Origin of the sequence: Sulfitobacter sp. SBS6 (genome assembly GCF_048285585.1) — a bacterium.
Taxonomy (GTDB): domain Bacteria; phylum Pseudomonadota; class Alphaproteobacteria; order Rhodobacterales; family Rhodobacteraceae; genus Sulfitobacter; species Sulfitobacter pontiacus.
In genome coordinates, this window is record NZ_JBLWBA010000008.1 from 356285 (window position 1) to 381241 (window position 24957).

General features: G+C 59.4%; 25 protein-coding genes, 1 tRNA gene and 1 pseudogene. 13 read left to right on the forward strand and 14 right to left on the reverse strand.

Annotation, left to right across the window (positions count from 1 at the left end):
• Positions 1-145 precede the first annotated feature (145 nt).
• The 3 genes from ACNQ62_RS15465 to trpA form a co-directional block, all read right to left on the reverse strand.
• The gene (locus ACNQ62_RS15465) at positions 146-793 is read right to left on the reverse strand and encodes a 50S ribosomal protein L25/general stress protein Ctc (RefSeq protein ID WP_005851594.1); all 648 of its coding nucleotides are present in this window, start codon (positions 791-793) and stop codon (positions 146-148) included.
• Between the two features lie 226 nt (positions 794-1019).
• The gene (locus ACNQ62_RS15470; RefSeq protein ID WP_009826077.1) at positions 1020-2186 is read right to left on the reverse strand and encodes an alpha-hydroxy acid oxidase; all 1167 of its coding nucleotides are present in this window, start codon (positions 2184-2186) and stop codon (positions 1020-1022) included.
• A gap of 97 nt (positions 2187-2283) precedes the next feature.
• Positions 2284-3075 carry a tryptophan synthase subunit alpha gene (gene trpA, locus ACNQ62_RS15475; protein ID WP_005851597.1) on the reverse strand — a complete coding sequence of 264 codons (792 nt, stop codon included), beginning with the start codon at positions 3073-3075 and terminating at the stop codon, positions 2284-2286.
• A 177-nt stretch (positions 3076-3252) separates the two neighbouring features.
• On the opposite strand from trpA, the gene ACNQ62_RS15480 reads away from it, so the two are divergent.
• The 4 genes and pseudogenes from ACNQ62_RS15480 (at position 3253) to pabB (ending at position 6228) form a co-directional block, all read left to right on the forward strand.
• Positions 3253-3444 (forward strand): hypothetical protein, encoded by a 192-nt coding sequence (locus tag ACNQ62_RS15480; RefSeq protein WP_005851599.1) that lies wholly within the window; start codon positions 3253-3255, stop codon positions 3442-3444.
• Between the two features lie 59 nt (positions 3445-3503).
• The gene (gene ychF, locus ACNQ62_RS15485; protein ID WP_005851601.1) at positions 3504-4601 is read left to right on the forward strand and encodes a redox-regulated ATPase YchF; all 1098 of its coding nucleotides are present in this window, start codon (positions 3504-3506) and stop codon (positions 4599-4601) included.
• A 190-nt stretch (positions 4602-4791) separates the two neighbouring features.
• The gene (locus ACNQ62_RS15490) at positions 4792-5097 is read left to right on the forward strand and encodes a Dabb family protein (protein WP_289080507.1); all 306 of its coding nucleotides are present in this window, start codon (positions 4792-4794) and stop codon (positions 5095-5097) included.
• A 228-nt stretch (positions 5098-5325) separates the two neighbouring features.
• Positions 5326-6228 (forward strand): annotated as a pseudogene (gene pabB / locus ACNQ62_RS15495) (aminodeoxychorismate synthase component I).
• Between the two features lie 884 nt (positions 6229-7112).
• Here pabB and ACNQ62_RS15500 read toward each other — a convergent pair.
• From ACNQ62_RS15500 to ACNQ62_RS15530, 7 genes are all read right to left on the reverse strand, one after another.
• Positions 7113-7505 carry a hypothetical protein gene (locus ACNQ62_RS15500; RefSeq protein ID WP_418095219.1) on the reverse strand — a complete coding sequence of 131 codons (393 nt, stop codon included), beginning with the start codon at positions 7503-7505 and terminating at the stop codon, positions 7113-7115.
• Positions 7495-7854 (reverse strand): hypothetical protein, encoded by a 360-nt coding sequence (locus ACNQ62_RS15505; RefSeq protein WP_418095220.1) that lies wholly within the window; start codon positions 7852-7854, stop codon positions 7495-7497. The genes ACNQ62_RS15500 and ACNQ62_RS15505 overlap by 11 nt, the downstream gene beginning before the upstream one ends.
• Before the next feature lie 250 nt (positions 7855-8104).
• Positions 8105-8194, reverse strand: a tRNA-Ser gene (locus ACNQ62_RS15510).
• 45 nt (positions 8195-8239) lie between these two features.
• A complete protein-coding gene (locus tag ACNQ62_RS15515) occupies positions 8240-8503 on the reverse strand; it encodes a hypothetical protein (RefSeq protein WP_418095221.1) in 264 nt (87 codons plus the stop codon).
• Positions 8504-8585: 82 nt separating this feature from the next.
• Positions 8586-9899 carry a phage major capsid protein gene (locus tag ACNQ62_RS15520; RefSeq protein ID WP_418095222.1) on the reverse strand — a complete coding sequence of 438 codons (1314 nt, stop codon included), beginning with the start codon at positions 9897-9899 and terminating at the stop codon, positions 8586-8588.
• Positions 9896-10750 (reverse strand): head maturation protease, ClpP-related, encoded by an 855-nt coding sequence (locus ACNQ62_RS15525; protein ID WP_418095223.1) that lies wholly within the window; start codon positions 10748-10750, stop codon positions 9896-9898. Before ACNQ62_RS15525 ends, ACNQ62_RS15520 begins: the two co-directional genes overlap by 4 nt.
• 13 nt (positions 10751-10763) lie before the next feature.
• The gene (locus tag ACNQ62_RS15530) at positions 10764-11711 is read right to left on the reverse strand and encodes a phage portal protein (RefSeq protein ID WP_418095224.1); all 948 of its coding nucleotides are present in this window, start codon (positions 11709-11711) and stop codon (positions 10764-10766) included.
• Between the two features lie 192 nt (positions 11712-11903).
• Here ACNQ62_RS15530 and ACNQ62_RS15535 point away from each other — a divergent pair, with 192 nt between their 5' ends.
• Positions 11904-13574, forward strand: coding sequence for a mechanosensitive ion channel family protein (locus ACNQ62_RS15535; RefSeq protein ID WP_235208508.1), 1671 nt, complete (start codon positions 11904-11906; stop codon positions 13572-13574).
• A gap of 104 nt (positions 13575-13678) precedes the next feature.
• On the opposite strand, the gene ACNQ62_RS15540 is transcribed toward ACNQ62_RS15535, so the two are convergent.
• Positions 13679-14173: a ferritin-like domain-containing protein gene (locus ACNQ62_RS15540; protein ID WP_005852015.1), complete on the reverse strand. Its 495-nt coding sequence runs from the start codon at positions 14171-14173 to the stop codon at positions 13679-13681.
• 316 nt (positions 14174-14489) lie between these two features.
• On the opposite strand from ACNQ62_RS15540, the gene ACNQ62_RS15545 reads away from it, so the two are divergent.
• The 4 genes from ACNQ62_RS15545 to ACNQ62_RS15560 all read left to right on the forward strand — a co-directional run bounded on the left by ACNQ62_RS15545 (position 14490) and on the right by ACNQ62_RS15560 (position 17485).
• Positions 14490-15050 carry a hypothetical protein gene (locus tag ACNQ62_RS15545; protein ID WP_418095225.1) on the forward strand — a complete coding sequence of 187 codons (561 nt, stop codon included), beginning with the start codon at positions 14490-14492 and terminating at the stop codon, positions 15048-15050.
• On the forward strand, positions 15047-15445 hold the full coding sequence (locus tag ACNQ62_RS15550) for a phage holin family protein (protein WP_418095226.1): 399 nt from the start codon (positions 15047-15049) through the stop codon (positions 15443-15445). The genes ACNQ62_RS15545 and ACNQ62_RS15550 overlap by 4 nt, the downstream gene beginning before the upstream one ends.
• Positions 15435-16658, forward strand: a complete 1224-nt coding sequence (locus ACNQ62_RS15555) for a DUF3618 domain-containing protein (protein WP_418095227.1) — start codon at positions 15435-15437, stop codon at positions 16656-16658. The genes ACNQ62_RS15550 and ACNQ62_RS15555 overlap by 11 nt, the downstream gene beginning before the upstream one ends.
• A 119-nt stretch (positions 16659-16777) precedes the next feature.
• Positions 16778-17485, forward strand: coding sequence for an SDR family oxidoreductase (locus tag ACNQ62_RS15560; RefSeq protein ID WP_418095228.1), 708 nt, complete (start codon positions 16778-16780; stop codon positions 17483-17485).
• A gap of 106 nt (positions 17486-17591) precedes the next feature.
• Here ACNQ62_RS15560 and ACNQ62_RS15565 read toward each other — a convergent pair whose 3' ends face one another.
• Positions 17592-18428 (reverse strand): NAD-dependent epimerase/dehydratase family protein, encoded by an 837-nt coding sequence (locus ACNQ62_RS15565; RefSeq protein ID WP_064216193.1) that lies wholly within the window; start codon positions 18426-18428, stop codon positions 17592-17594.
• Between the two features lie 102 nt (positions 18429-18530).
• On the reverse strand, positions 18531-19733 hold the full coding sequence (locus tag ACNQ62_RS15570; RefSeq protein WP_418095229.1) for an NAD(P)/FAD-dependent oxidoreductase: 1203 nt from the start codon (positions 19731-19733) through the stop codon (positions 18531-18533).
• A gap of 305 nt (positions 19734-20038) precedes the next feature.
• Between ACNQ62_RS15570 and ACNQ62_RS15575 the strand changes: the two genes are divergently transcribed.
• The 4 genes from ACNQ62_RS15575 (at position 20039) to ACNQ62_RS15590 (ending at position 22561) form a co-directional block, all read left to right on the forward strand.
• Positions 20039-20581: a sigma-70 family RNA polymerase sigma factor gene (locus ACNQ62_RS15575; protein WP_005851609.1), complete on the forward strand. Its 543-nt coding sequence runs from the start codon at positions 20039-20041 to the stop codon at positions 20579-20581.
• Complete coding sequence (locus tag ACNQ62_RS15580; RefSeq protein WP_418095230.1) at positions 20578-21273, forward strand: anti-sigma factor domain-containing protein; 696 nt, start codon at positions 20578-20580, stop codon at positions 21271-21273. Before ACNQ62_RS15575 ends, ACNQ62_RS15580 begins: the two co-directional genes overlap by 4 nt.
• Positions 21274-21677: 404 nt before the next feature.
• Positions 21678-22172, forward strand: coding sequence for a peptide-methionine (R)-S-oxide reductase MsrB (msrB, locus tag ACNQ62_RS15585; RefSeq protein ID WP_418095231.1), 495 nt, complete (start codon positions 21678-21680; stop codon positions 22170-22172).
• Entirely contained in the window at positions 22172-22561 is a 390-nt protein-coding gene (locus tag ACNQ62_RS15590; RefSeq protein ID WP_418095232.1) for a DoxX family protein, read from the forward strand. Before msrB ends, ACNQ62_RS15590 begins: the two co-directional genes overlap by 1 nt.
• On the opposite strand, the gene hrpB is transcribed toward ACNQ62_RS15590, so the two are convergent.
• A complete protein-coding gene (gene hrpB, locus ACNQ62_RS15595) occupies positions 22535-24949 on the reverse strand; it encodes an ATP-dependent helicase HrpB (protein WP_418095233.1) in 2415 nt (804 codons plus the stop codon). The two genes, ACNQ62_RS15590 and hrpB, sit on opposite strands and share 27 nt — an antisense overlap.
• Positions 24950-24957 lie beyond the last annotated feature (8 nt).

Here is a 24957-nt window from a genome sequence, read left to right on the forward strand (position 1 = left end):
CCTTCAAGTGGATAAAAACGTTTGTTTGACCAAGGATAGCAGACCGCGGGGCCAAACGAAATAACGCCCCAACGAAAAACGGGGCCGCCCATGGCGACCCCGTCTCGACCCATCCGCGCCCGCAGGCGCGACGGATATATCAGTATCAGTCTTCTTTGACTTCTGTTGCGGGCACTTCGTCTGCTGCAACATCTTCGTCTTCATCATCGTCCTGGCTGGCCAGACCGGAAGGTGCGGAAATCTGCGCGATCACGAAGTCACGGTCGATGACCGGCTTGGTGCCGTTTGGCAGCTTCACGCTCGAGATGGTGAGGCTGTCGCCGATTTCCAGCTCGGAAACGTCGATTGTGATGTGATCAGGGATATCGCCTGCGGTCACAACCAGTTCAACTTCGGGACGTACCAGCGTCAGAACGCCACCTTTTTTCAGGCCGGGGCTGACTTCTTCGCCTTCGACTTCAACCTGGATGAAGAGGTTGATTTTAGTGGTGCGCTTCAAACGCATCAGGTCCACGTGCGTTGGCAGGTCTTTAACAACGTGACGCTGAACGTCGCGGCAGATGACGCGGACGTCTTCTTGGCCTTCAACCTTGAGGTTGAACAGGGTAGCCTTGAAGCGGCCTGCGCGCAGTTTGGTCAGCAGCTTGTTAAAGTCCAGGTTGATCGGCAGCGGATCAAGGTCACCACCGAATACGATACCAGGAACCATGCCGTCGCGGCGTGCCTGACGAGCGGCGCCCTTGCCTGTCCCCGTGCGTTCGAAAGCTTCAAGATCAGGAATCTCTCCAGCCATTGTAATCTCCAATATGTTTAGGGCGGACATCCTCCAAGGCTGTATGTCCGCGTGAAGCCGCGCGTATAGACGGGTTTGGGCGTTTGGGAAAGACTAAAACGCCGCTTTTGCGCAAGTTGGCCTTGGTTTGCGACCTATGCGGGGTGGGGCAGGGGGTGCGCGCAGGGTTTCCGCCCGCCCTGACATATCAGCCAAGACGGGTGTATCATGCGAAGAAGGCGCAGGCTCAGGGCTGCCAGTCGCCTTCAAAACCTTTTGGAATAAGCAGGTTATGCTTGCCCAAACCCGCGACAGAGGTTTCACCACAAAGCGCCATGGACAGGTCGAGCTCCTTGTGGATGACCTCCAGCGCCGAGGTAACCCCGGCCTGACCCATCGCACCAAGCCCGTAGATGAAGGCGCGCCCGATATAGGTGCCTTTGGCCCCCATCGCCATCGCCTTGAGCACGTCCTGACCGGACCTGATTCCACTGTCCAGATGGACTTCGATCTGGTCGCCCACGGCCTCCAGGATCGACGGCAGCGCCCGGATAGAGCTGATCGCCCCGTCCAGCTGGCGCCCGCCGTGGTTGCTGACGATGATCGCATCCGCCCCGACTTTCAGCGCCATCCGCGCATCGTCGGCGTCAAGAATACCCTTGAGGATGACCTTGCCGCCCCATTGCTCTTTCAGCTTGGCGATCTTGCCCCAGTCGAGGGTGGGGTCGAATTGCTCTGCCGTCCATGCGCCGAGGTTGGCTGTGTCGTCGACGCCGTGCACATGGCCCACGATATTGCCAAAGCTGCGCCGCTTGGCCCCCATCATGCCGATGCCCCAGCTCCATTTGGTTGCCAGATTGGCGAGCGTTTTGGCGGTCAGCTTGGGCGGGGCGGACAGGCCGTTCTTCAGATCCTTGTGGCGCTGGCCGAGGATTTGCAGATCAAGCGTGATGACAAGGGCCGAGCATTTCGCATCCTTGGCGCGCTGGATCAGCCGCGCGACATAGTCTTCGTCGCGCATGGTATAAAGCTGGAACCAGAAGGGTTTCGTCGTCGCCTCTGCCACATCCTCGATCGAATTGATGGACATGGTCGACAGGGTGAAGGGCACGCCAAAGGCTTCGGCGGCGCGGGCGGCTTTGATCTCTCCGTCGGCGTGCTGCATGCCGGTCAGCCCGACAGGGGCAAGCGCCACAGGCATCGCCACATCCTGCCCGATCATCTGCGTCTTGGTGCTGCGCCCGCTCATATCCACGGCGACGCGCTGGCGCAGGCGGATCTGTTCAAAATCGGTCGTGTTCTCGCGAAAGGTCTGCTCTGTCCAGCTGCCCGATTCCGCGTAGTCATAGAACATCCGCGGCACGCGGCGTTCATGCAGGCGCTTGAGGTCGTCGATGGTGGTGATCACGGGCATGGTGGCAAGTTCCTATGTATTGGTCAGATGATCTAACCAATACGGCCCGTTGAAATCAATTGCTTTACGCCACGACATCGGGCGTCGAGCCGGGCGCTTAGGCCCGATGCGCACCATCCGACAGGGTTTTGACAAAGCTCAGCACGTCTTCGACAGGCAGCCCATCCGCGATTTTCGACACGATGGCAGAGCCGACAACAACGCCATCAGCAACGCTTGCAATGGCTTCGGCCTTGGCGGGGGTGTTCACACCGAACCCGACAATCACGGGCAGGCCGCTGGCGTTCTGGATGCGCTCAACCTCGGGGGCGACATCGCCCGCATCCGCTTCGGCAGAGCCGGTGATGCCGGTGATCGACACGTAATACACAAAGCCCGAGGTGTTCTGCACAACCCGCGGCAGGCGTTTGTCATCGGTCGTAGGGGTCGCAAGGCGGATAAAGTTCATACCGGCGGCTTGCGCGGGCAGGCACAGCTCCGCGTCTTCTTCCGGTGGCAGGTCCACGACGATCAGCCCGTCCACGCCGGCCTTCTTGGCCGCCTCAAGGAATGTATCCACGCCTTTGGAATAGATCGGGTTGTAATAGCCCATCAGCACGATCGGGGTCGTGTCATCCTGTTCGCGGAACGCCGCGGCAAGCGCCAGCGTCTTGTCCAGCGTCATCCCGCCTTCCAGCGCGCGCTGTCCCGCCAGCTGAATGGCAGAGCCATCGGCCATCGGATCGGTAAACGGCAGCCCCAGTTCAATAATATCGACGCCCGCGCCAGGCAGGCCGCGCACCACCTCGAGCGACGTGTCAAAGTCGGGATCGCCTGCCATCACATAGGCGACAAAGGCTTTCTTGCCTTGGGATTTGAGGTCAGCGAATTTGGCGTCGATACGTGTCATGAGGGCGGCCTTTTTACGTTACCCTGCTGCAATGCCGAATATATCACGGGAAATCAATCCAACTCCGCCGGTGGGCTCGGGCGATTTTCCGAAAAACAGGGGCCAAAGGCACTGTATTTATGCAGGTGTGCATCACATAGTCCTTTAAATCCCGCCGCCTGCGCCTACATTTACCGCATGAATTATGTACTCGCCCTGCTGTTGCCGCCGCTTTCCATCCTGCTGACAGGACGGATCTTCACGGCGATTATCGTCTTCCTGATCTGGATTCCGGCCGTGATCTTTTCGGGCGGGTTGACCCATCCGATGTTCATCGTGCTCGCATGGATCCTGATTTACCAGACGCACGAGGACCGACGCCTGCGCTAAGACTTGCGCAAAGGCGGCCAAAACCCTAGGACAACGCCAACTTATAAAGGATGCTTGTCATGGGCTTTAAGATGGGAATCGTGGGTCTGCCGAATGTCGGCAAGTCGACCCTCTTCAACGCGCTGACCAAAACAGCGGCAGCGCAGGCGGCCAATTTTCCGTTCTGCACAATCGAACCGAACGTCGGTGAAGTCGCGGTGCCGGATTCGCGCCTTGATAAACTCGCCGCGATTGCGGGCTCCAAGCAGATTATCCCGACGCGGATGACCTTTGTGGATATCGCAGGCTTGGTCAAAGGCGCGTCCAAAGGGGAAGGCCTAGGCAACCAGTTCCTGGCCAATATCCGCGAGACGGACGCGATCGCCCATGTGCTGCGCTGCTTCGAAGACGGCGATGTGACCCACGTCGAAGGGCGCGTGGACCCCGTGGCAGACGCCGAGACCATCGATACAGAACTGATGCTTGCCGATCTGGAAAGCATCGAAAAACGCCGTGCCGGTCTGGTCCGCAAGATCAAGGGCAACGATAAAGACGCAGCGCAGCAGGACCGCCTGTTGGCCGCCGCGCAAGAAGCCATCGAAAACGGCAAACCCGCGCGCACCGTCGAGGTTGACGCGGATGACGCAAAAGCCTGGCGCATGCTGCAATTGCTGACGACCAAGCCGGTGCTTTATGTCTGCAACGTCGGTGAATCCGAAGCGGCCGAGGGCAATGCCCTTTCTGCCAAAGTCGCGGAAATGGCCGCGGCGCAGGGCAATAGCCATGTCGTGATCTCTGCCCAGATCGAGGAAGAAATCAGCCAGCTGGAGCCCGAAGAGGCTAGCATGTTCCTGGACGAGATGGGGCTAGAGGAAGCCGGGCTTGATCGGTTGATCCGCGCGGGCTACGAGCTGCTGCACCTTGAGACATACTTCACCGTCGGCCCGAAAGAGGCCCGCGCCTGGACGATCAAGGCTGGCACCTCTGCGCCGAAAGCAGCAGGCGTGATTCACGGTGATTTTGAAAAAGGCTTCATCCGCGCCGAAACCATCGCCTATGACGATTTCGTGGCCTTGGGCGGTGAAGGCCCCGCCAAGGAAGCCGGCAAGATGCGCGCCGAGGGCAAAAGCTACACCGTCAAAGACGGCGACGTGCTGCACTTCCTGTTCAACACCTGATCCAATCCAGCGGGCCCGACATCTAGCGGGCCCGTTTATCCTGTGGCGTTAGACCCAAACTGGTCGTGTGATCAATCGATATGAAACGACGTGGATCTCTGTGCCAGATCGTGTTCTCGGCTTAAGGGGCTAGCACGTGCGCGCGGCGTTCATCGCATCCAGAATGTTTCATCTTGTAGGGAAATTATAAATGTCAGACCAGAAATCCAACAGCGCGATCATTCGTCACGTTGTATTTTTCAGCGCCAAAGACCCTCGAGATATTGATCAAATCGTCGACGGTCTTTCCATGTTGTCCGCTATTCCGTCCGTCAAGCACTTTGAGGTATCGCGTAACCGCAACGAAGACCGCTTTGCCAACGACGTTGATGTTATCGTTTATGCGGAATTCGAAGACGATGCCGCATTAAAGGCGTATCGGGCCCATCAGATTTATCAGGATTGCATCGACCTTGTGCGGCCCTTGCGCGACATGCGCATCGCGGCCGATTTCTAGATGACAGTGACCCCGCAAACGCGGTCGATCCTCTTTGACAGAGGGCCGCTTGGGGAAGGTTTCTTTTTCTATCAACCTTAGCAAATCATCGAAGCCTGGCACCCTGAAGATGTCGGCGATGCCCTGCGTGAAATCGAAGCCTGTCATACGCGTGGGAACTGGCTGGCAGGCACCGCATCATATGAACTGGGGTATGCATTGGTCCCCAAGTTACTCGATAAGCTACCGATGGGCCGCAAGGAACCGCTGCTTCGGTTCGGGATCTTTGAGCAAGTCCATGTGCCGCCCGCGCCCGCGTTCAAAGGCGATTACCATCTTGCAGCGTTCAAGCCCGAGTGGGACTTCCAGACCTACAAGCAAGCCTTTGATATCATGAGGGGATTTTTGCAGAGCGGCGACATATATCAGGCCAAGCTGACGTTTCCCATGGCGGCAGCATACAAAGGCTGTCTTGTGCGCCTTTACGAGCGGCTAAAGCAAAAACAGCCCGTTCCTTTCGGTGCTTTCGTGGATCTTGGCGGTGCAAAGCTATTGTGTCGATCGCCTGAACTGTTCTTTTCCCTATAGGTCGACGGGCAGCTGCGCACCCGACCCATGAAGGGGACAATCAAACGTGTTGCGAATGCGACAGAAGATGAGGCGCTTAAGGCATGGTTAAGCCATTCCGAGAAGAACCAGGCCGAGAACCTGATGATTACCGACTTTCTTAGAAACGACTTTGCGCGTATTTCTCAGATTGGCAGTGTACGGGTGCCAACGTTGTTCGAAATCGAAAGCTACGCGACCGTGCATCAGGTGATCTCGGAGGTAACGGCCACCATCAAGCCCGACGCCACGCTGACTGATATCCTGACCGCAGTCTTCCCGTGTGGTTCGATTACCGGTGCGCCGAAAATACGAGCAATGGAGATACTTTCGAACCTGAAGACGTCGGCCAGAGACGCCTATTGTGGTACAATCGGCTGGATCGCCCCCGACGGTTCCATGGAATTCAACGTCGCTATCCGCACCTTGATGTGTGACGCTCAGGGTCGGGCAAAGCCCAACGTCGGTGGCGGCCTGGTCTATGACAGTACGGCCCAAAGCGAGTATAGCGAAGCCCTGTTGAAAGCCCGATTTGCGCACATCTAAACGTCGACACACCCCGCACGCCTGCGAAAGCGGTTTTGGCTAGGTGGCTCGATCTTCAATGGCCCCCATAGTTCTATGCGCTGTGTGAAGTCGGAAAGTGAGTACACATTGAAGCGGTCCGGCGAAATTGGACGGCGTGCTAGGATGTATCCAACTTTGAAAACTTAATACACAAATGACGACGAGACGCAGGTTTTCAGACAAGTTCAAAGCTACAGTAGCGTTTGAGGTGCCGTGCGGTGACAAGACCGCGCAAGAGATTGCAGCGCAGCCTAAGGTTCATCTATTACCGCTGACCTGCTCGCCATTGAGTCCGCTGATTTAGGTTGGCTTGGTTCAGGTTTTGGTCCTCTCGTGACCGGTTAGCATATTCTGCTGGTGTCAGGCCAGCAATGCTTGTGTGTGGGCGGTTACACCATAACTGGACCCAAATAGATCACGTGTGTCGCAGTATGGCAGCTCAGTCAGGCAGATCATGCCGTCTGGTGCGAACGACGCTACCGCTTGCTCCTTCGAGCCGAACAGAGTGTCGGCAGCTTCGAGCGGGTTATAGGTAAACAGCACCCCATACGCGCATATCGACTGAAGGTTCTCGAATCTGTCTGTCATGTGTAGAAGCGCCAAGTTCTTTTTCTCCTGTGCAAGCGATAGCGGGATAAGTATCTCATGTTCCGTGACTGAAGAAGATGACGAATTGCTGCGGTGAGGCCGCTAAATCGATCGAAATGAACTCGACTGGGACTCGACAGCGCCGCCCACAGCACGAGCTGACGTTGGGGCAGACCACGACGGACGGCAAAGCCTACGCATCGTTATCAGGTGCAACCGCCGAGTGCGCATTGGCGGCCAACTTCCTAAAGCCGAATTGACGCGGTAACGCGTGGCTAATGCACAGATTGTGAAATTAATCCATGACCGGGAGCCAAAAGTGCGTGGCAACCCATCGCATGGCAAGTTAAGCGCCGCTTTCCTTTCGCTGTCTCTTCAGGCAATTGAGGTTGGCTCAATAGAGATATGATATCGTCTTTTAGGTCTAATGCTATCCTATCTGATGCGGTATACAGTTCTTTACATGTCGCCTCAGCTGCAAAGCCTGTCGCGCCTGCTATACCAATTTCATGGTGAAATTCACTTGGTCGCCAATACCCGACCTCATCAAGCCTCCTAATGATAGAAGCGGACTCCATCATGTGCTTCGCAAGATACCTTTGGTCCTGGCTAAAAGTATCGCGTAAAAATTGACCACCTTGCGTCCTGCGCTCAAAGTCAAACGCCATGCCCGCGTCTCGGCGGGCGCGCTCCTGTGATATGGTATTGGCAATATCCTCGGATACTCGCTTGGCTATCCGTCGCTAGCCTTTCAAGCATTTGCCGTGCAAAATACCTGTGGATCGCTAATTTCCAATTGCCCCAGCCATATGCTAAACAAAGGCCGGCAAGACCGATAACAAGCAGTGTCAAATCTAAAACCAGGTTGTTGTTGAGCCATTCCATTATTTCACGGCCTTCAGCAAAAAGCTCAGAAGTATCCTCTGGCGCTGTAGTGACAGACAGAAAGAAAAAATAAACTGCGCCGATAAACCTAAGCGCGAGTACTGCTGAATATATTGTGAAAAAGATTCTCATGACCGCAACCATGGCGCGTAAAGTGGCCGCCGTGGAGCCCTAATAGTTACTTGTACCCCGCCGAACCTTTGTGGACTTGATACGTAAGACCGAGTATCCGCCCTTTATCTTTTCTTTGTAGTGCAACCCTTTAGCTAAAGCCGAAAGTTTCTGGGCAACAATTGGTCAATCGCTATAATTAACCCCAAAACGCCAGAGCCTTCATTTAATATATGCACTCAAAAATAAGCCATAATTACAAAAGGTTAGGTGGCGGAGACGAAGGGATTCGAACCCTCGAGACCCTTCCGGGCCTACTCCCTTAGCAGGGGAGCGCCTTCGACCACTCGGCCACGTCTCCGCTGACGTGTATGCCGTGCAAACCTATGATCTGCAATGCTTTTTTTTAGAGAATTCTGAAAAGTTCTAAGTTGCTGTTTTTGCGGCTTTTCCACCGTTTTCGCACCTCTTTACCCACTTTACCCGTGCAAAATCCGTGCGCCTTAATCTTGCTTGCCCTCATTTGATTGCATTGTTCCGCCATGCTGCGATCGAGCAGGCTCGCCGCAACCTCTGTCTGTTTCGGATTGTTCTTATCGAAACGATAAGTTTCACCCATCAGCAGCCGGCCGATCATGGTCTTTTGTGTGCGCTTCAATTTCAAAAGCATGGGAACCCCCTAAAGGTAAGATTGCGATCGGCTGCGGCACGCATTGCCGCAGCCTGGTTTGCTCGCCGTTAAGGCGCTCTACTTATGGCGCGAACGTAAAGTCGCCGGTAACCAAAGCACCGGGGCGCTTATGCGCCAAAGCAAGGCGCTTGGTGCCGCGAATGGTTTTCATGCCCTCGACAAAATTGGTGCCGTGTTCGCTCGAGATCAGGATCTCATTCTCTTGGCGATCGTAGATCGTCGCCGCCATGCGGAACGCGCCGACCATCCACTCGCCGACCGAATGCGACAGCGTTGGAACAACATCCAACCCCCAAAGCCGCGGTGTTGCCAGCTCATTCGGGTTGCCGAAGATATAGCGGCCCTGGGTGTCTTTCAGCAGCTCGATCGCAGCCCAATCGACGGGGTTGATTGTCACACCATCGGCCGCATTGTTGGACAGCGCGATTTGCAGCAGACCCAAACGCAAGCGATCAATGCGCGTTTCGTTTGGCAGGCCACCAGGCGCTACAAAAGAGGCGGCAACCGATGTCAGTCCAAGGAGGTTTTGATTCAATCCATCCCCCGCAATAATCTGCGCTTCTTCTTCAAGATCCAGATCATAGCGCAGCTCTTGGTCGATCAACGCTTGCAACTGACCGGCATCCGCGAGCGCTTCATCCGAGGCATGCACGATCGCGGCAATCTTGCGCACGGCCGCTTCTTCTGCCGACCATTTGACCACCAGCTCGGGCATGGTGCCGCCCTCGGCCGTTGGAGCCGCGCCAGACGTGCGAACCGTTTGGCGCGCGTATTTGACCAGATCGCTTTCGGTCGTCGCTTGCGACAACAGGGCGCGCACGGCCAGGCGCTGCATCGGCATGCTTGTGACTTGTCGATCCTGATCAGGCACGATCAAACCACCCGTCGCACCGCTGACTGTCGTGATCGCGTTGGTCGGGCGCAGCGTCAGACCACCCTGCGCACCGCGCTCGATGTAGTTTTTCAGATCATCGCTATTCGCGATTTCTTGACCGACCGAAACAGCGCCGGCACCGCCCCGGCCTTGTCCGGCAAAGTGCTGCTCGAGATCCACGTTGCGCGATTCCAGCGCCTCGAGCTTACCCGTCAGATTGCTAACGGCGCTGTTGAGCTCGTGGTATTGCTTCAGCGCCTTATCGGCGGTGTTTTTCGCCTCGGCCGTCACTTCGCCGTTTTTGGTTTGCTGTTTCAGCGCATCCTCACCGGCGCGGCGCACATCGTCGCCGACGCGGTTCAGCTCTTGCTGCACCTGTTTCAGCAGCGCCTCGACACCGCCGGCCGCTTCCATGCGGGGCGTGCCGACAACAGCCGAAGGCATGGCCGTTGCTGCAGCCAGGGCGGCCAGCGAAACGGCTGGCATCATCATCTTTTTCATGGGTTTTCCTTTCCAAAGGATTTGAACGATTGCAGCAGCTCCGAAAGCCCCTGCTCAACATCGACAGCGCCCGGCGTGTCGTTTCCGGCAGCGCCTGGCTTGCCGGTCTTGAGATCCTGCAGCAGCTCGCGCCGCGCAGAATTTGTGAGACCTGCGCGCGCCGCGAGCAGGTCAAATTTGCGCTCGGCCCGCATCGAGGCGGTGCCCGCCTCGTCGGCGGTGTCGAGCATGTCAGCCGGCAACAATGTGTCGGCAAAGCCCTGGTCGATCGCGGATTGCCCGCCAATCCAGGTTTCGCGATCGAGCATCATTGCGAGATCCGCTGTCGCGATGCCGGTGCGCGCCGCGTAGATCTCGACGGCCGTCGCGTCGAAAGGCTCGAGCCAATCGGCAACCTCGCGCAGCCCGTGCCGATCGCCGGCAGCACCAATCCATGTGTTATGGATCATCAAGAACCCGGCGCGCGCGATGCGCACCTCGTCGCCGGCCATGGCAATCACCGAAGCGGCCGAGGCCGCGATCCCCAGAATGTTGACCGTTACCGGCTCGGGATGCTCGCGCAGCAAGTTGTAGATCGCGAGCCCCTCGAAATAATCACCGCCGGGGCTGTTGACGTTCACCGTCACCGGCACCGAGCCGATCGCGCGCAGAGCTGCGCCGATCCGCTTTGCCGTCACCCCATCGCCCCACATATCCGCGCCAATCGGATCTAGCACCGAGATTGTCGGCTGATCCCCATCGAGCGCCGAGCGCACCTCGGGGCACCAGCGCTGTAAAGCTTGGGGCGAAATATCCGACGAAACGCCCGGCCGGGCAGAGACTTTTGCGGAAGGCAAATTGCGTTTTTTCATTGGTGCGAATCCTTCAAAGTTTGTCGATCGGCGCGAGGGCTGTTTGCGCCGTCAATTCGTCGGCAGCACCACCACGGCACGCCAGGTTCAATTTGTCGCGACCCTCGTCTCGGCTCATAATTCCGGTAGTCGTCATTTTGCTTAGGAACTCGCCTTTGGATTTGCTGTCCATTTGCAGCATTGCCTCGCGGTTCCATTCAACATACCAGCGGCCGCGCTTGCCCGGCGGGATCAGGTCTTTTGCAATCCGCGCCTCGTTGCGGCGCAGTTGCGGATTGATCCCTAGCGTAAGCCAGGCGAGCATGATCGCTTCGACGCCCGATCCCCACATTGTTTGACCTTGGCCCGCGTGACCGATCACCACCGGCGGCGTGCCGAACCAGCGACAGACATCCTCGACTTGAAAGCGGCGCGTTTCCAAAAGCTGCGCATCCTCGGGATTGATCTGCAAAGGCTGATATTCGAGACCCGCCTCTAGCGTCATAATCTTGCCGGCCTTGGCGCTCGACGTGTAGTTGTCGAGCATCTTTTGAAGCTGCCCGCGTTGCGTTGCATCGAGCACCTGACCGGATTTCAAAACACCGCTGGCGACCATGCCATTTTTAAACATCGTGCCCGCTGATTCATCGGCCGCCAAAGCGGAGCCGAAGCTTTGCACCCCATGCTTGATCGCCGAGAGGCCGAGGCCATCACCGCCGCCAAAGGCGCGCATGTGAAACACCTTGCTCGCCGGCAGCGTGTACATCTTGCCACGGTCGCGGAACCGATAGTCAAACCGGCCATCTGCGTTGCGCACCGGCGTTGTATCAATCCCGATCTCGATGTTTAAGTGTTGGCTTGCCCACCGTGCCAGCTCCTCTGCGTTGGTGTCAGCCGCCTTGCGAAACTCGGGGAACAGCCGATCGGGCGTGATCGAGCTTGACGAAGCGGACGTGCCAAGCGGGGCTGCCTTTGTGCCCAAGCCCTATGCCACGAACCATGTAACCAAGATGTTGCACGAAGCCACAGGGCAGGTGGGGGCCTGATCTTGCGGTCAGGTGCGCCTGGCGGCACGAATTGCCCAGATCAAAACTGGTAGAATGCGGCAGCTGCGCTAGCTCAGTCACAACCCCGACATGTCACGTGATTTCGTGACGCCGGAATGGAGAGTGATTTGAGCAAACTACGATACCTCGCGGGTCTGATGGCCACCCTTTTGATTTTTGCGGCACCGCTTTCGGCGCAGGAGGAAGAGGAAGCCTGCGATACCGCCCGCTGGTATTGCGTCGAGGCATTGAACAGCGGTCTGCCCGCGGTCACGCCAGAAATCGACCGCGAAACACCCCGTGCGACGATGGAAAGCCTTGTGCGGGCCGTGCGCCGCGATGATTGGGTCGGTGCCGCGCATCTGCTTGACCTGTCCGATATCCAGCAGGATCGCCAGCAGGACGTGGGGACATCGCTGATCCGACAGCTTGAAACCGTGATCAGCCGGAAAACTGTGATCAACTGGGACAACCTGCTGGACCGGCCCGATGCGCTGGATGCGACATCCACCTCTGACAAGGCGATGGCGGGCACGCCGCGCAAATCGCTGTTGCTCTGGACGCTTGATATGGACGACTACCCCGCGTCCATCCGCCTGAACCGGATCAAGCCCGAAGGGGGCGACCCTGTCTGGGTGTTCTCGCGCCACACGGTACAGAATATTCCGCGGCTCTACACCCGTTACGGGCCCGGTCGGCTTGAAACCATGCTGCCCGATGTGCTGACAGAAAACACGGTCGTTGATCTTGCGCTGTGGGAACTCATCGGCCTGCCGGTGCTGATCGCGCTGGCGATTTACGTGGCGCGACTGGTCTGGTTGCTGACGGGGTGGATCGCGGAGCGTGTACCGTCGCAGCTGGCGCGGCAGATATTCCGATCGGTGCGCGGGCCCGCCTGCGTGGGCGTGTCGACCCTGTTTGTGATGGTGGTCGAGGCCAAGATTTTCTCTTTCTCGGCAGAGCTTACGACGGTGTTGGTCCCGACCGCATGGCTTGGGCTGATCGGGGCGGGGCTGTGGTTTGTGGTCAATTGCGTCGAGGTTATCCTGGATCACCTGACGCAGGTCGAGGAAACCGATCTGACCCTCAAGGAAGAGGTGCACAAACGTACCACCGCAACGCGGATCTCGGCGGCGCGTCGGGTTTTTGTTGTGGCTGTCGTGCTGGTCGGCGGCGGTATATTCCTGTCGCAGACCAATGTGTTCCAGAACCTCGGGCTGACATTGCTAGGGACGGCTGGGGCGGTCACCCTTGTCTTGGGCTTTGCCGCGCGCAGCATTTTAAGCAATATCATGTCGTCGTTGCAGATCGCCTTGAACGGGTCAGCCAAGATCGGCGACCGTATCGTGTTCAACGACGCGCTATGCCACGTAGAGCGAATCCATTTCACCTATGTGCAGTTGCGCGACTGGGATGGCACGCGGCTGGTCGTGCCGGTGACCGAATTCGTCTCTACCCCGTTCAAGAACTGGACCATGCAGGAGCCGGAAATGTTGCGCATCGTCAAGATCAAACTGTCTCACACCGCAGATGTGGATGCATTGCGCGACGCTTTCGACAAGGTGATCGACGCGCTGGACGAGAAATACGTGGGCAATCGAGATGACGTATGCGTGCGGGTCGCGGGGCAGGACGTACTGGGCAAGGACGTCTGGTTCCTCGTGCCTTGTGCCGACCCCAACACCTCGTGGGAGGCCGCCTGCGATGCACGTGAAGGCATCATGGCAGAGATCCACAAGCTCGCCGAGAAAGAGGGGGTCGATTACTTCCCCCAAGCGACCGCGGCAGAGGCGAGCTGAAGCCGCGTAACGGTTTGTTGAAATAGGCTAACATGAGAAAAGCCCCGCTGATCCAGCGGGGCTTTTGCACATTGGTTGGGGGCTACGCCCCAACTGCCGCAAACTTAGGCTGCGGCTTTGTTTACGCCACCTGTCGCGATGTCGGTCATGCGGCGGTCACCGTCATAGGTCTGATCCAGACATTCCTGCAGGATGGCACCATCTTCGTCTTTGCCCAGACGGTTGGCAAAGGCGACAAGGCAGCCGTATCCGGCCAGCGCGTAATGCACCATGCGTTGGTACTGCGTGATGATCATGGCGTCGCGTACGTCGTCGTCGCCGAAATCTTCTTCCAGCGCGTGGGCCTTCGCCTCGGCCACAAGCCCTTCCATCCCTTTGCAGTGTTCACCAGTGGGCGAAATACCGTGGGCGTTGCAGATCTCGGCAATCTTTTCCATGCCGTCGCTGATGCCGTTCGATCCGGCGATCAGGGCTTCGGAAAGCTCTTTATCCTTGGCGGCACGGCCTAGGGCGACGACCACATCCAGCGACTGTTTGTTCGCGCTGTACAGGTCTTGGAGTTGGTCATGGTACACGTCTTTAAGGCTGTTCATCGGCATATCGATCTCCTTTGCGATGTGATTTGTATTCCCTGACCAACGCGGCGATGCGCCAATGCGTTCCACGCTGTCTGCGTGCTCGGCGGCTTCGCGCGTACCTTTATATGCACCCCAAAATCACGCCCGTTCCGACCCAAGTTTTATCGTCCCCAAGGCCGGTAGCGGGGAACGAAATTCAACTCTGACGGTTGGGTCTTCAATAACAGGAACGTGACAAAAAAGGAGAAATTGAATGCATGGAATTTTCTACCTCATCGGCCTGATCGTGGTCGTTCTCGCCGTTCTCAACCTCATCGCGTAACAAAAGGAGCGCATCATGACTGATACAAAAAATAGCAATCCTGCCGGCGCGCAGGACCTGAATGAAAAAGTAAAAGCCACCGCCGCCTCCGCTACGGATGAAGCCAAAGCGCGGGCGAAAGACGTGGCCGACACCGTTGCCTCCGATGCTGCACGCTATGCAGACGAAGCCAAAGGTGCCGCCGCGAGCGAAGTCAGAGGCGTGGCCAGCGCATTGCGCACCGCCGCCGACGAACTGCGCAGCGGGTCGCCACAAGAACGCACCTTTAGCCAGCTTGCAGACGGGCTTGCGGATGCTTCTGACTCCATGCGCGACAAGGATCTGGGCGAGATGGTCGGCGCGGTATCTGACTTTGCCAAACGCAACCCCTTCGTCTTTCTGGGCGGGGCTGCCTTGGTCGGCTTTGCCGCGACACGGTTTGCCAAAGCGTCGAACACTGCCGCACGCGGCGAACGCTACGCCTACGAGGGCCGCGAGATGGAACGCCCCGTACCGGCAGAGCGCGCGCATAACCTAGATACAGGTGATGTCGCCAGCCCCGCCGTAAACACCACACCGAAAGGGAGCACAGTATGACCACCGATCCCAACAAATCCACCGGCGGCCTGCTGAGCGATGCGCTGACCCACGTCAGTTCGCTGGTCCGCAGCGAGGTCGATCTGGCCCGTGCCGAAGTAAACGAAAATCTGAAATCTGCGGGTGCGGCCATCGGTCTGATCGTCGGCGCTGTCGTCGTTGCCCTGACCGCATTGAACGTGCTGTCCGCGGCATTGGTCGCAGCCCTCACCGAAGCAGGCATTCCTGCGGGGTGGTCGGCCCTGATCGTCGGCGTTGCCTTTGCACTGATCGCCTATGTGATGGTCAACAAAGGGACCAATGCGCTGAAGCTCAGCAGCTTGGCACCGACCCGCACCACCAAAAACGTAAAACGTGACGCGCAAGCCGTGAAGGAGGTTTACGATGACAAGTAATAACCGCAGCCCCGAAGAAATCGAACGCGAGATCGAGCGCGAGCGCGCCGGATTGACCAGCACGCTGGATGATCTGCAAGACAAGTTCTCGGTCGAAACCATCGCCCGCCAATTCTCGGATCAGTTCCGCGAACACGGGGGAGACATCGGCCGCTCTGTCACCGATGCGGTAAAGCGCAATCCGATTGCGCTGGCGCTGACCGGTGTTGGCCTCGCGTGGTTGATGGCCGGCGACAAGATGCCAGGCCGCGACCGCTATGTCTCGCGCGATGATCGCGACTATCGCGGCACCCGCGGGCATGCAAACTATTACGGTGTCCGTCACGACGACCACGACCTTCCGGTCAGCGCAGAACAGCATGGCGTTGTTCCAGTGGGCCAGCGTCGTGATCTGGGGCCACAGCCCGGCGATCCGTCCAAGCCATATTATTCGGGCGATGTTGCGCGGACGGGTGATGTGCCAACTTGGGCGCTTACCGAAGATGACGATCAGCCCGGTATCGCACAGCGTGCAGGCGACGCGGCATCGCGCGCCGGTGACCGTGTATCGGGCGCGGCGTCCAGCGTAGCGGGGTCCGCCCAAAACGCGGGCTCTGCCGTGGCAGACAAAGCCAAGGGCGCCGCAGGTGCGGTGTCTGATGCTGGTCATTCCGTCGCATCGGGGGCGCGCGACTTTGCATCCTCCGCCTCCGAACGCGCAGCGCAGTTGCGCCGCCGTCTGGCCGAGGGCACCGAAGACCTGTCAGAGCAAGCCCGCGAGCGTGTCATTGCCGCCCGTGAAAGCGCCGTTCGTGCTCGTGCGACAGCCGCCTCCTATGGCCGCGAGGGTCGGGATCGTGCCGTTGATATGTACGAAGAACAGCCGCTGATCGCCGGCGCGCTTGCGCTCGCCGTTGGGGCCGCCATCGGCGCCGCACTGCCCCGCAGCCGGACCGAGGACCGCTACATGGGTCAGCACAGCGACCAGTTGATGGCCGACGCTGAACGTATCTTCGCCGAAGAAAAGGCAAAGCTCGGCAAGGTTGCTCAGGCGGCCTCTGACGAGGCGAAGAAGGTGTTGCGAGAAACCAAAGAGGACGCGGACGCCGCGGCCCCGGGTGATACGGCGGCAGATGCGATTGTCGAGAAGGCCAAAGCCTCTGGCCAACGTGTTGTAGACGCTGCCGAAGCCGAGGCGGATAAACAGGGTGTCGGAGACGTCAAGAAATCCTGATAGCGCCGATATAGCTGACAAAAGCCCGCGCTTCATCGCGCGGGCTTTTCGTCGAATATGTTATGCTTCCCTGAGAAACCGAGGTGCGATAGGGAACGAAAAATACTCAGGAGCGGATCATGGAATTAAAGAACAAGCGTATCATCGTCACTGGTGGAAGTGATGGTATCGGGCGGCATATTTGCCTTAAACTCGCGGCAGTAGGGACGCGTCTGGCCATTCTGGGGCGCGATGCTGACCGTCTGGCTGCGGTAGAGGCTGAATGCGTCGCCGCTGGTGCCAGCGAAGCGATCGGCATTGCGTGTGATATCCAGAACCCGGATGCGATCAGCGGGGCGGTGGAGCAGGTGACAGCTGCATTTGGCGGGCTGGATATTCTGATTAACAATGCGGGCATCTGGCACAAAACCGGCCCGCTGGATGAGATCCCGCTGCAGCTTTTGCAGGCGACCGTGCAGACCAACCTGACGGGCTTGATGCAGATCACGCAAGCCGCCATTCCGGCGCTGCGGGCGAATGACGAGGGGATCATTCTGAATGTCGTCTCCAAGTCCGGCGTCGTCGCGCAGGCCGGGCAATCTGTCTATACCGCCACGAAATACGGGGTGCGTGGCTTTACCGAGGTGCTGAAAGCGGACGAGGAAAACACCGGCGTGCGCGTGGGCGGCGTTTACCAGTCGGGGACAAACACGGGGATGTTCTCGAAGGCGGGGGAGGATGTGCCCAACCATATCTTTACCGAGCCCGACGATCTGGCTGATGTGGTGGTCTTTGTGCTCTCGCGGCCGCCAAAACTGTGGATCCACGATATCCGCATCGAATTGTGAGCCGCGGGCGCACCTGTCGCGCCTGCTGGGAAGACCGGTGCCATTCCAAACATCGCGTCACGTGAAACATGGGGGCGGGGGTAAAGCCCCGCCCGCCCTCAAGGCGTCAGGTGGTTTTCTTGTCGTTGACGATGTTCATCGACGCCACGCCGCTTTCGCCGAGGTCGACCGCGGCAAAGGGGCCACCGTGGTGCATTTGGCCGGGGTCTTTCAGATCGACCGGTGGTGCTTCGGCAAGGATCTTCTCGGCGAACTGCTCTGCGTTGTCTTTCGGGCGATAGCCGAGAAAGGACGCTTTGGCGTTGTCCACCGGCGCGCGGTCGTTGTTGGACACGCCGTAGACCACGCTGAAGCCGACCGATGGCGTATCGATGGCGCGGGTGACCAGTTGGATCAGATCGTCATAGGACAACCACGATCCCAAGGCGCGGGTGTTGTTGACCTGCGCGCAGCTGAGGATGCGCAGGCACACGGCCTCTAGCCCGCGTTTGTCCCAATACATGGACGCAAGGTCTTCGCTAAAGCATTTGGCGAGGCCGTAGAATGTATCGGGCTTGTGGGGCGCGTCGATGCCGATGAAGTCGGATTTCTTGTGCATGCCCACGGCGTGGATGGAGGACGCATAGACGACCCGTTGAAGCCCGTGCTGATAGGCAGCTTCCCATACGTTGTAAGATCCGACGAAATTCGGCCCCAGCAGTTCCTCGAAAGGTTTTTCATCGACGATGGCACCAAAGTGGACAACCATATCGGCACCCTCCAGCAGCGGCGCGATCTGGTCATAGACGGCGACATCGGCCTTGGCGTAGCTTTCGCCTTCGTAGAGCTTGCCGATGTCATCGACGATGTCGGTGCTGACCAGTTCTTGGCACATTTTGGACAGGGGTTCACGCAGGTAGGACCCAAGCCGCCCTGCGGCCCCCGTCAGAACCAGTTTCTTCATCATGTCGTTTTCCTTCCACTATCGTTTTGCGAGGCCAAGCAAGGCTGCGCGCCCGCACAAAGGGGTGTTGCCTGGCATGGGTATGTCATCGGGGCAGGGGGATCAAATCACCGCCTTTTCAATCAACGATTGGTTTTCCTCGATCCGGCGGTAGGCGTAGGGGCTTAGGTCCAACGTGCGGTATGCGCCATAGGCGATCCATTCAGCGATGCCACGGCCAAGGGCGGGTGCCTGTTGCAGCCCGTGACCGGAGAACCCGTTCAGGCACAGAAAATTCTCGACCACACTGTGCGGCCCGACAATCGCGTTCTGGTCCAGCGTGTTGTAATCGTAGTGCCCGACCCATTCGTTGATCACCTTGACCTGATCGAACTGCGGGACGCGGGTGGCGATGGCGGGCCACACTTTGTCCTCCCAAAGGCTGTGGTCAAAGGCAAAGTCATCATAGGCGACCGCAGGATCTTCGCGCGGGGGGCAGCCCGCCATGTAGTATTTCCCTTCGGTCCTGAAATGCACGCCGGACGGGTCGATTGTCAGCGGCAGGCCGCGGTCCAGCGGTTTGGCGGCATCGAACACAAAGGTATAGCGTTTGCGCGGCTCGACCGGGAGGGTGATGCCGGCCATGCCCGCCGTCGCGGCCGCCCGCGGGCCAGAGGCGTTGACCACCGTCCCGCAGGCCACCGTTGCGCCGGATTTCAGCGTGACATGGGTGACGGATGTGCCATCGGCGGCTTTGGTCATCGCGGTCACTTCGTCGTGCAGGTATTCCACCCCGTTGCGGCGGGCCATGCGCTTGAACCAGTCAAACATGGTGCCGCCGTCGAAATAGCCTTCATCTACACGGTTGTGGTTGGCGGCAATGATGTCATCAAGCTGATAGAACGGGTAGGCGGCAGCGACTTCGGCGGCGGTCATGTGCTGCGTGCCCGCCCCCAGTGCCACCTGTATCTGCTGGTTCTGTTGCAGCGTCTGCGCAAACTCTGGCGTATCCGCGAGGTAGAGATAGCCAAAACTCTGCAACGCCAGATGCGGCACCTCTGGATCATCGCCCATAAACCGGCGGAAGTTCTTGATAAACTCGGCCCCGAATTGCGACACCTTCACGTTGATGGCCGAGCTGAACTGCTGGCGGATGCAACTGTTGGTATGGCTGGTGGCGGCGTATTCATAGGTGGGGTCGCGTTCGACCACCAGAACCCTGCCGTCAAAACCGGCCATCTGGGTCAGCCACCATGCGACCGACGATCCAAAGATCGCGCCACCGATAATGACAACGTCATAGGTGCTGTGATTGGGCTGCGGCATCGCGATACTCCTTCCACATATGGGCCACATAGGGGCCAGACAGACGGGATGCCGTGCAGCGGTGTACAACAGGGCAGCCCTGCCACGACTAAACGCGCAACACCGGCCCCCGTCCATAGCTTGTGAACGCGGGGGGCAATTTCCGCGCCCGCTTGCCACCCGATATATTACCCATTGGCCAACGCGATGCGCCTGGGTTACACAAAGTTGTCCAATGACAACGCTTTGCTGGACAAATGTAGTGAGTGCCGTAGGTTTCGGTGTAACGCTGGAAACCCGTTCAGGTGGAGAAATGGCCCGTGCAAATGGACCGACAAGAAATCGAAAACTTGATTGCCCGTGTCGCGTTGAAAGACCGCGCGGCGTTTGACCAGCTCTATGATCGTGTTTCTGCGAAACTTTTCGGGGTTTGTCTGCGTGTGTTGAACAAACGCGCCGCAGCAGAGGACGCCATGCAAGACAGTTTCGTCAAAATCTGGAACAATGCCGATAAGTATAATGCCAATGGCCTGAGCCCGATGACGTGGCTGATCACCATTGCACGAAATACCTCTATCGACCGTCTGCGGGCCCGCAAAAAAGGCCATCAGGACGTGAACACGCCCGGTTTTGAACTTGTCTCCCCCGGTCCCACGCCCGAACAATACGCCGTTGCCTCGTCAGAGGCGTCGCGCCTGTCGGGCTGTCTTGATACGCTGGAAGAAGACCGTGGCAAAGCCATTCGGGGTGCCTATCTGGATGGCGAGACCTATTCCGATCTGGCTGAACGCTTCGGCGTGCCGCTGAATACGATGCGAACCTGGCTGCGCCGTGGCCTGATCGCCCTGCGGGAGTGTATGAGCCAATGACCCAAACGCCCGAAACACCCCATGATGATGATCTTCTGGCCGCCGAAATGGTGCTGGGCCTGTCGTCTGACGACGATATGATCGCCGCGCGTCGCCGTGTCGCGACTGAACGTGATTTTGCTGATCGCGTTGTGTTCTGGCAGGAACGCCTGACCGCAATGACCGACGGGATCGACCCCGTCTCGCCGCCCGCGCGCGTGAAGAAAAAGCTGATGGCGCAGGTCTTCCCGAAGCAGCGGGTGTCGATCCTGCAACGTTTGTGGGTCTGGCAAGGGGTGGCGATGGCATCGCTACTGTTTGCGGGCTACCTTGGCGTGCAACTGCTTGAGATCAACACACGTCCGGGCGGCGATCAACCGACCGTTCTGGCCGCACAGCTGGTCAGCGACACCAGCCCATTGCAAGTGTTGGCCGTGGTCGAACCGGTCAAGCACGAGATCGCGCTGCGCCGCGTTTCGGGCGCCGCGAACGAGGGGCGTGTGCTAGAACTTTGGGCGATCCTGCCCGATCGGGCTCCGGTTTCCTTGGGCGTTCTGCCCGACAGCGAGACGACGCGGATTCTTGTTCCGGCAGAGCTGCGCAGCCAGGCGGCACAGATCACGCTGGCGATTTCGGATGAACCCGTCGGCGGCTCGCCCACGGGTGCGCCTACGGGCGATGTCCTGGCCGCAGGGGCCATGTCTGAACTGTAATCCGGATTTTATCGGGTTCGCTGACTTTTTAAAAAAAGATTTCGCCCACTCTCATGTGGGAGAAGTCTTTGTTTCTTAATGGTATTTGAGAGGGTTGAATAAAAACTTCGGTTTTTTGCGTCTTCGGTGAAACTTCTCGTTTTCTACTTCCGTGTATTTCCACAACTCAGGCCGACACTGGTTGCAAGCCCATGTCGCTGAGGGACCGTGCCGTGTTTTTGGCGCGGTTTGGTAACGAGTTTGTTGGCGTGGAACCATGCATTCCGCCAACGGGTTTATCCAGTATCGGCACCTCGCGTGCCTTGTAACGAGTACCGCCGGATGTCAGCGCCACGCGCGACGTCCGGCGGCCCTTTCAACAGACATCCAATCTATCCGCAGTACCGCAACCTTAAGGGGGCATTATGAAACGCCGGAATTTCCTGAAATGCACAACGATGACGATGGCGGCCTTGCCGTTTGGCGTAGGCGCGGCGGCGCAGGCCGGGATCGTGGCACAGGGCGACTTTGAAGTCAGCCGCACCCCTGCCGAATGGCGCGCGCAACTGGGCGATGACGCATATGCCGTCCTGCGCGAGGGGGATACCGAACGCGCATTTACCAGCCCGCTAAACGATGAGGTCCGCAAAGGCGTGTTTCATTGCAAGGGTTGTGATCAGGCACTTTATAGCTCCGAGACCAAGTTCAAAAGCGGCACCGGCTGGCCAAGCTTCTTCGCCCCGCTGGACGATGCTGTCGAAACGATGCCGGATAAAGGGTTCTTTACCACGCGGACCGAGGTGCATTGCGACCGCTGCGGTGGCCATCTGGGCCATGTGTTCGATGATGGTCCTGCACCCACGGGCAAACGCCACTGTATTAACGGTTTGGCGATGACCTTTACGCCCGCCGCCGCCTGATGCAGCGGGTTGAGAGGATTGCGATTTACACGGGCCGCCTGCTTTTGGCGGCCCTTTTCGTCGCGGGATTTGTGCAAAAGCTCGTGGACCCTGCAGCGGCGCAGGGTTTGCTGTCGGATCGCGGGTTGCCCGTGTTCCTCGTCTGGCCCGCGATGCTGTTCAACGGGGTGGCGGCGATCAGCCTGATCTTCGGTCTCTGGCTCGCCCCCATGAGCGCAGCACTCGCGCTTTATTGCATGGCAACGAGCATCTTCCACTTCATCCCTGATGACCCGTGGCAGATGTCGATCTTTGTCAAGAACTGGGCGATTGCGGGCGGATTACTGGTACTCGCAGGGCACGCCGCGCAACACCGTCGGGGCTCAGGTGCCGCGCGGTTTGGCCCGTAGCGTCGGATCGGCCTGCGTCGGGTCTTCGGGCCAAGGGTGGCGTGGATAGCGAGCGCGCATGTCCTTGCGCACATCGGCATAGGACCCAGCCCAAAACCCCGGCAGATCGGTGGTCACCTGCACGGGTCGCTGCGCGGGGGACAGTAGCGTGATCTGCAAGGGCTGCCCTGCGATCATGGGGTGACGGGTGGTGCCAAAGAGCTCTTGCAGACGCAGGGCGATCTGGGGCTGCGTTTCACTATAATCAATCGCGATCTTGCGGCCCAGCGGCGTGGTGAAATGCGCAGGCGCGGCACGATCCAGCGCTTGCTGGTCGTCCCAGCTCAGCCGCGCGGTCAGGGCAGGCAGCAGGTCAAACGCCTTCCAGTCGGCGGTGCTGCGGACACCTGTCAGATGACCGGGCAACCAATCCTCCAAGGTCTCAAGCAGGTGATCCTCGCTGAAATCGGGGAAATCATCGCCCATCAGCCGCGCCCGCGCCAGAAACAGCGCCGCCGTTTTGCCGGGCATCAGTCCCAGCTGCCGCACCCCGTCGAGCATGGCCTGCGCTATGTCTTCGGCGGGGGCGTCGGACCACGCCCTGTCGTCCAGCACCAATGCACCAAAACGTTCCTGCTGCCGCGCCAGCACGCGGCCCTCGCGGCGGGACCAGACGCAGAGTTTATGCCATCCGATTTGATCCGCGAAGCTTTCACGCAGATCGCTGTCGGACAGGCGCGCGGCTTGGCGAATGCGTGCTTCTCGCGGGTCGCCGTCAAGATCGGTCGCCACCAGCAAGCGTTCCCCCGCCAGCGGATCACTCTCGGGCAGGATCGCGCCTTTGCCGCCCGACATAACGTATCGCGGCGCGTCGCCCTTGCGCCGCAGCGCCACCCTATCGGGGTAGGCAAGGGCCGCCAGCACCCCCAGCGTATCGGGGCCGTTACCGGTTTGCCCTCTGGCCAGCCGTTTGGCGTCTTGCTTGATGCGTGAAAGGGCCGCGTGGTTAATCTCGGCCGGGACGCGCTTGCCCGCGACCGCATCAAGCCGCAGCGCCAGATCGACAGAGCCGCCGCGCAAGGGGTCACGCTCCGACAGGATCGCGGCCAGCGTCGGGGCGCTGCGCCCGCCTTTGGCAACCATATGCGCCAGACGGGGATGCAGCGGCATCTTCGCCAAGCTGCGGCCATGCTCTGTGATCCGACCCGTCGCATCCAGCGCCCCCAGCATGTGCAGCACGGCCTGTGCTTCGGCCAGACGGCCTGCATGAGGCGGGGTCACGAACTTCAGGTCATCGGCCTGCGCCCCCCAGACTGCCAGCTCTAACGCGAAGGCGCATAGATCGCCGGCCTCTATCTCGGCGGGGGGGTAGGCGGCCAGCGCGCCTTCCTCGCCGCGGGTCCAGAGTTTGAACGCAGTGCCTTCCGACACACGCCCCGCACGGCCCGCGCGCTGCGTCGCTTCGGCGCGGGTTACGCGGTCGGTGATCAGCCGCGACATACCCGAGGATGGATCGAACTGCGCCCGTCGCGCGCGGCCCCCGTCCACCACGATCTGCACCCCTTCGATGGTTAGCGAGGTTTCCGCGATAGAGGTCGCGAGCACGACCTTGCGCCCTGTTTTGGCCGGGGCAATCGCCGCGCGCTGCGCTTTGAAGTCCATCGCGCCGAACAGCGGGGCGAGCGTGCAATCGGCGGGCAGCCGTCCCGCCAGCGCGCTTTCGACCCGTCGGATTTCACCTTCGCCGGGCAGGAACACCAGCGCCGATCCGGGGGCGGTATCCAGCGCGTGCAACACCAGATCGGCGACTGCCTGCTCGAACCGTTGTTTGCCTACGGGCCGGTCCAGCCAATGGGGTGTCACCGGAAAGCTGCGCCCTTCGGAGGTGACCACCGGTGCCTGCATCAGTGCGGCGACGGGGGCGGCGTCCAGCGTGGCGGACATGGCGACGATCAACAGGTTATCGCGCAGCGCTTCGGCCACCTCCAGGCAAAGCGCGAGGCCCAGATCCGCGTTCAGGGATCTTTCGTGGAATTCGTCAAAGATCACGGCACCGACACCGGGCAGGTCGGGGTCGTCTTGAAGCATGCGGGTCAGAATGCCCTCGGTCACGACCTCGATACGGGTGGATTTGCTGACGGCGCTGGCACCGCGGACGCGAAAGCCCACGGTTTGCCCCGGTTCTTCGCCCAAGGTCGCAGCCATGCGTTCGGCAGCTGCACGCGCGGCAAGGCGGCGCGGTTCCAGCATCAGGATGCGGCCGTTGGTCAGCCCCGCGTCCAGCATCGCCAGCGGCACGCGCGTGGTCTTGCCCGCACCGGGGGGCGCTTGCAGCACAACACGGCCCTGGTCGCGCAGCGCGTCGATCACCTGCGGCATCACGTCATCAATGGGAAGGGTAAAAGCCATAAGCGTGG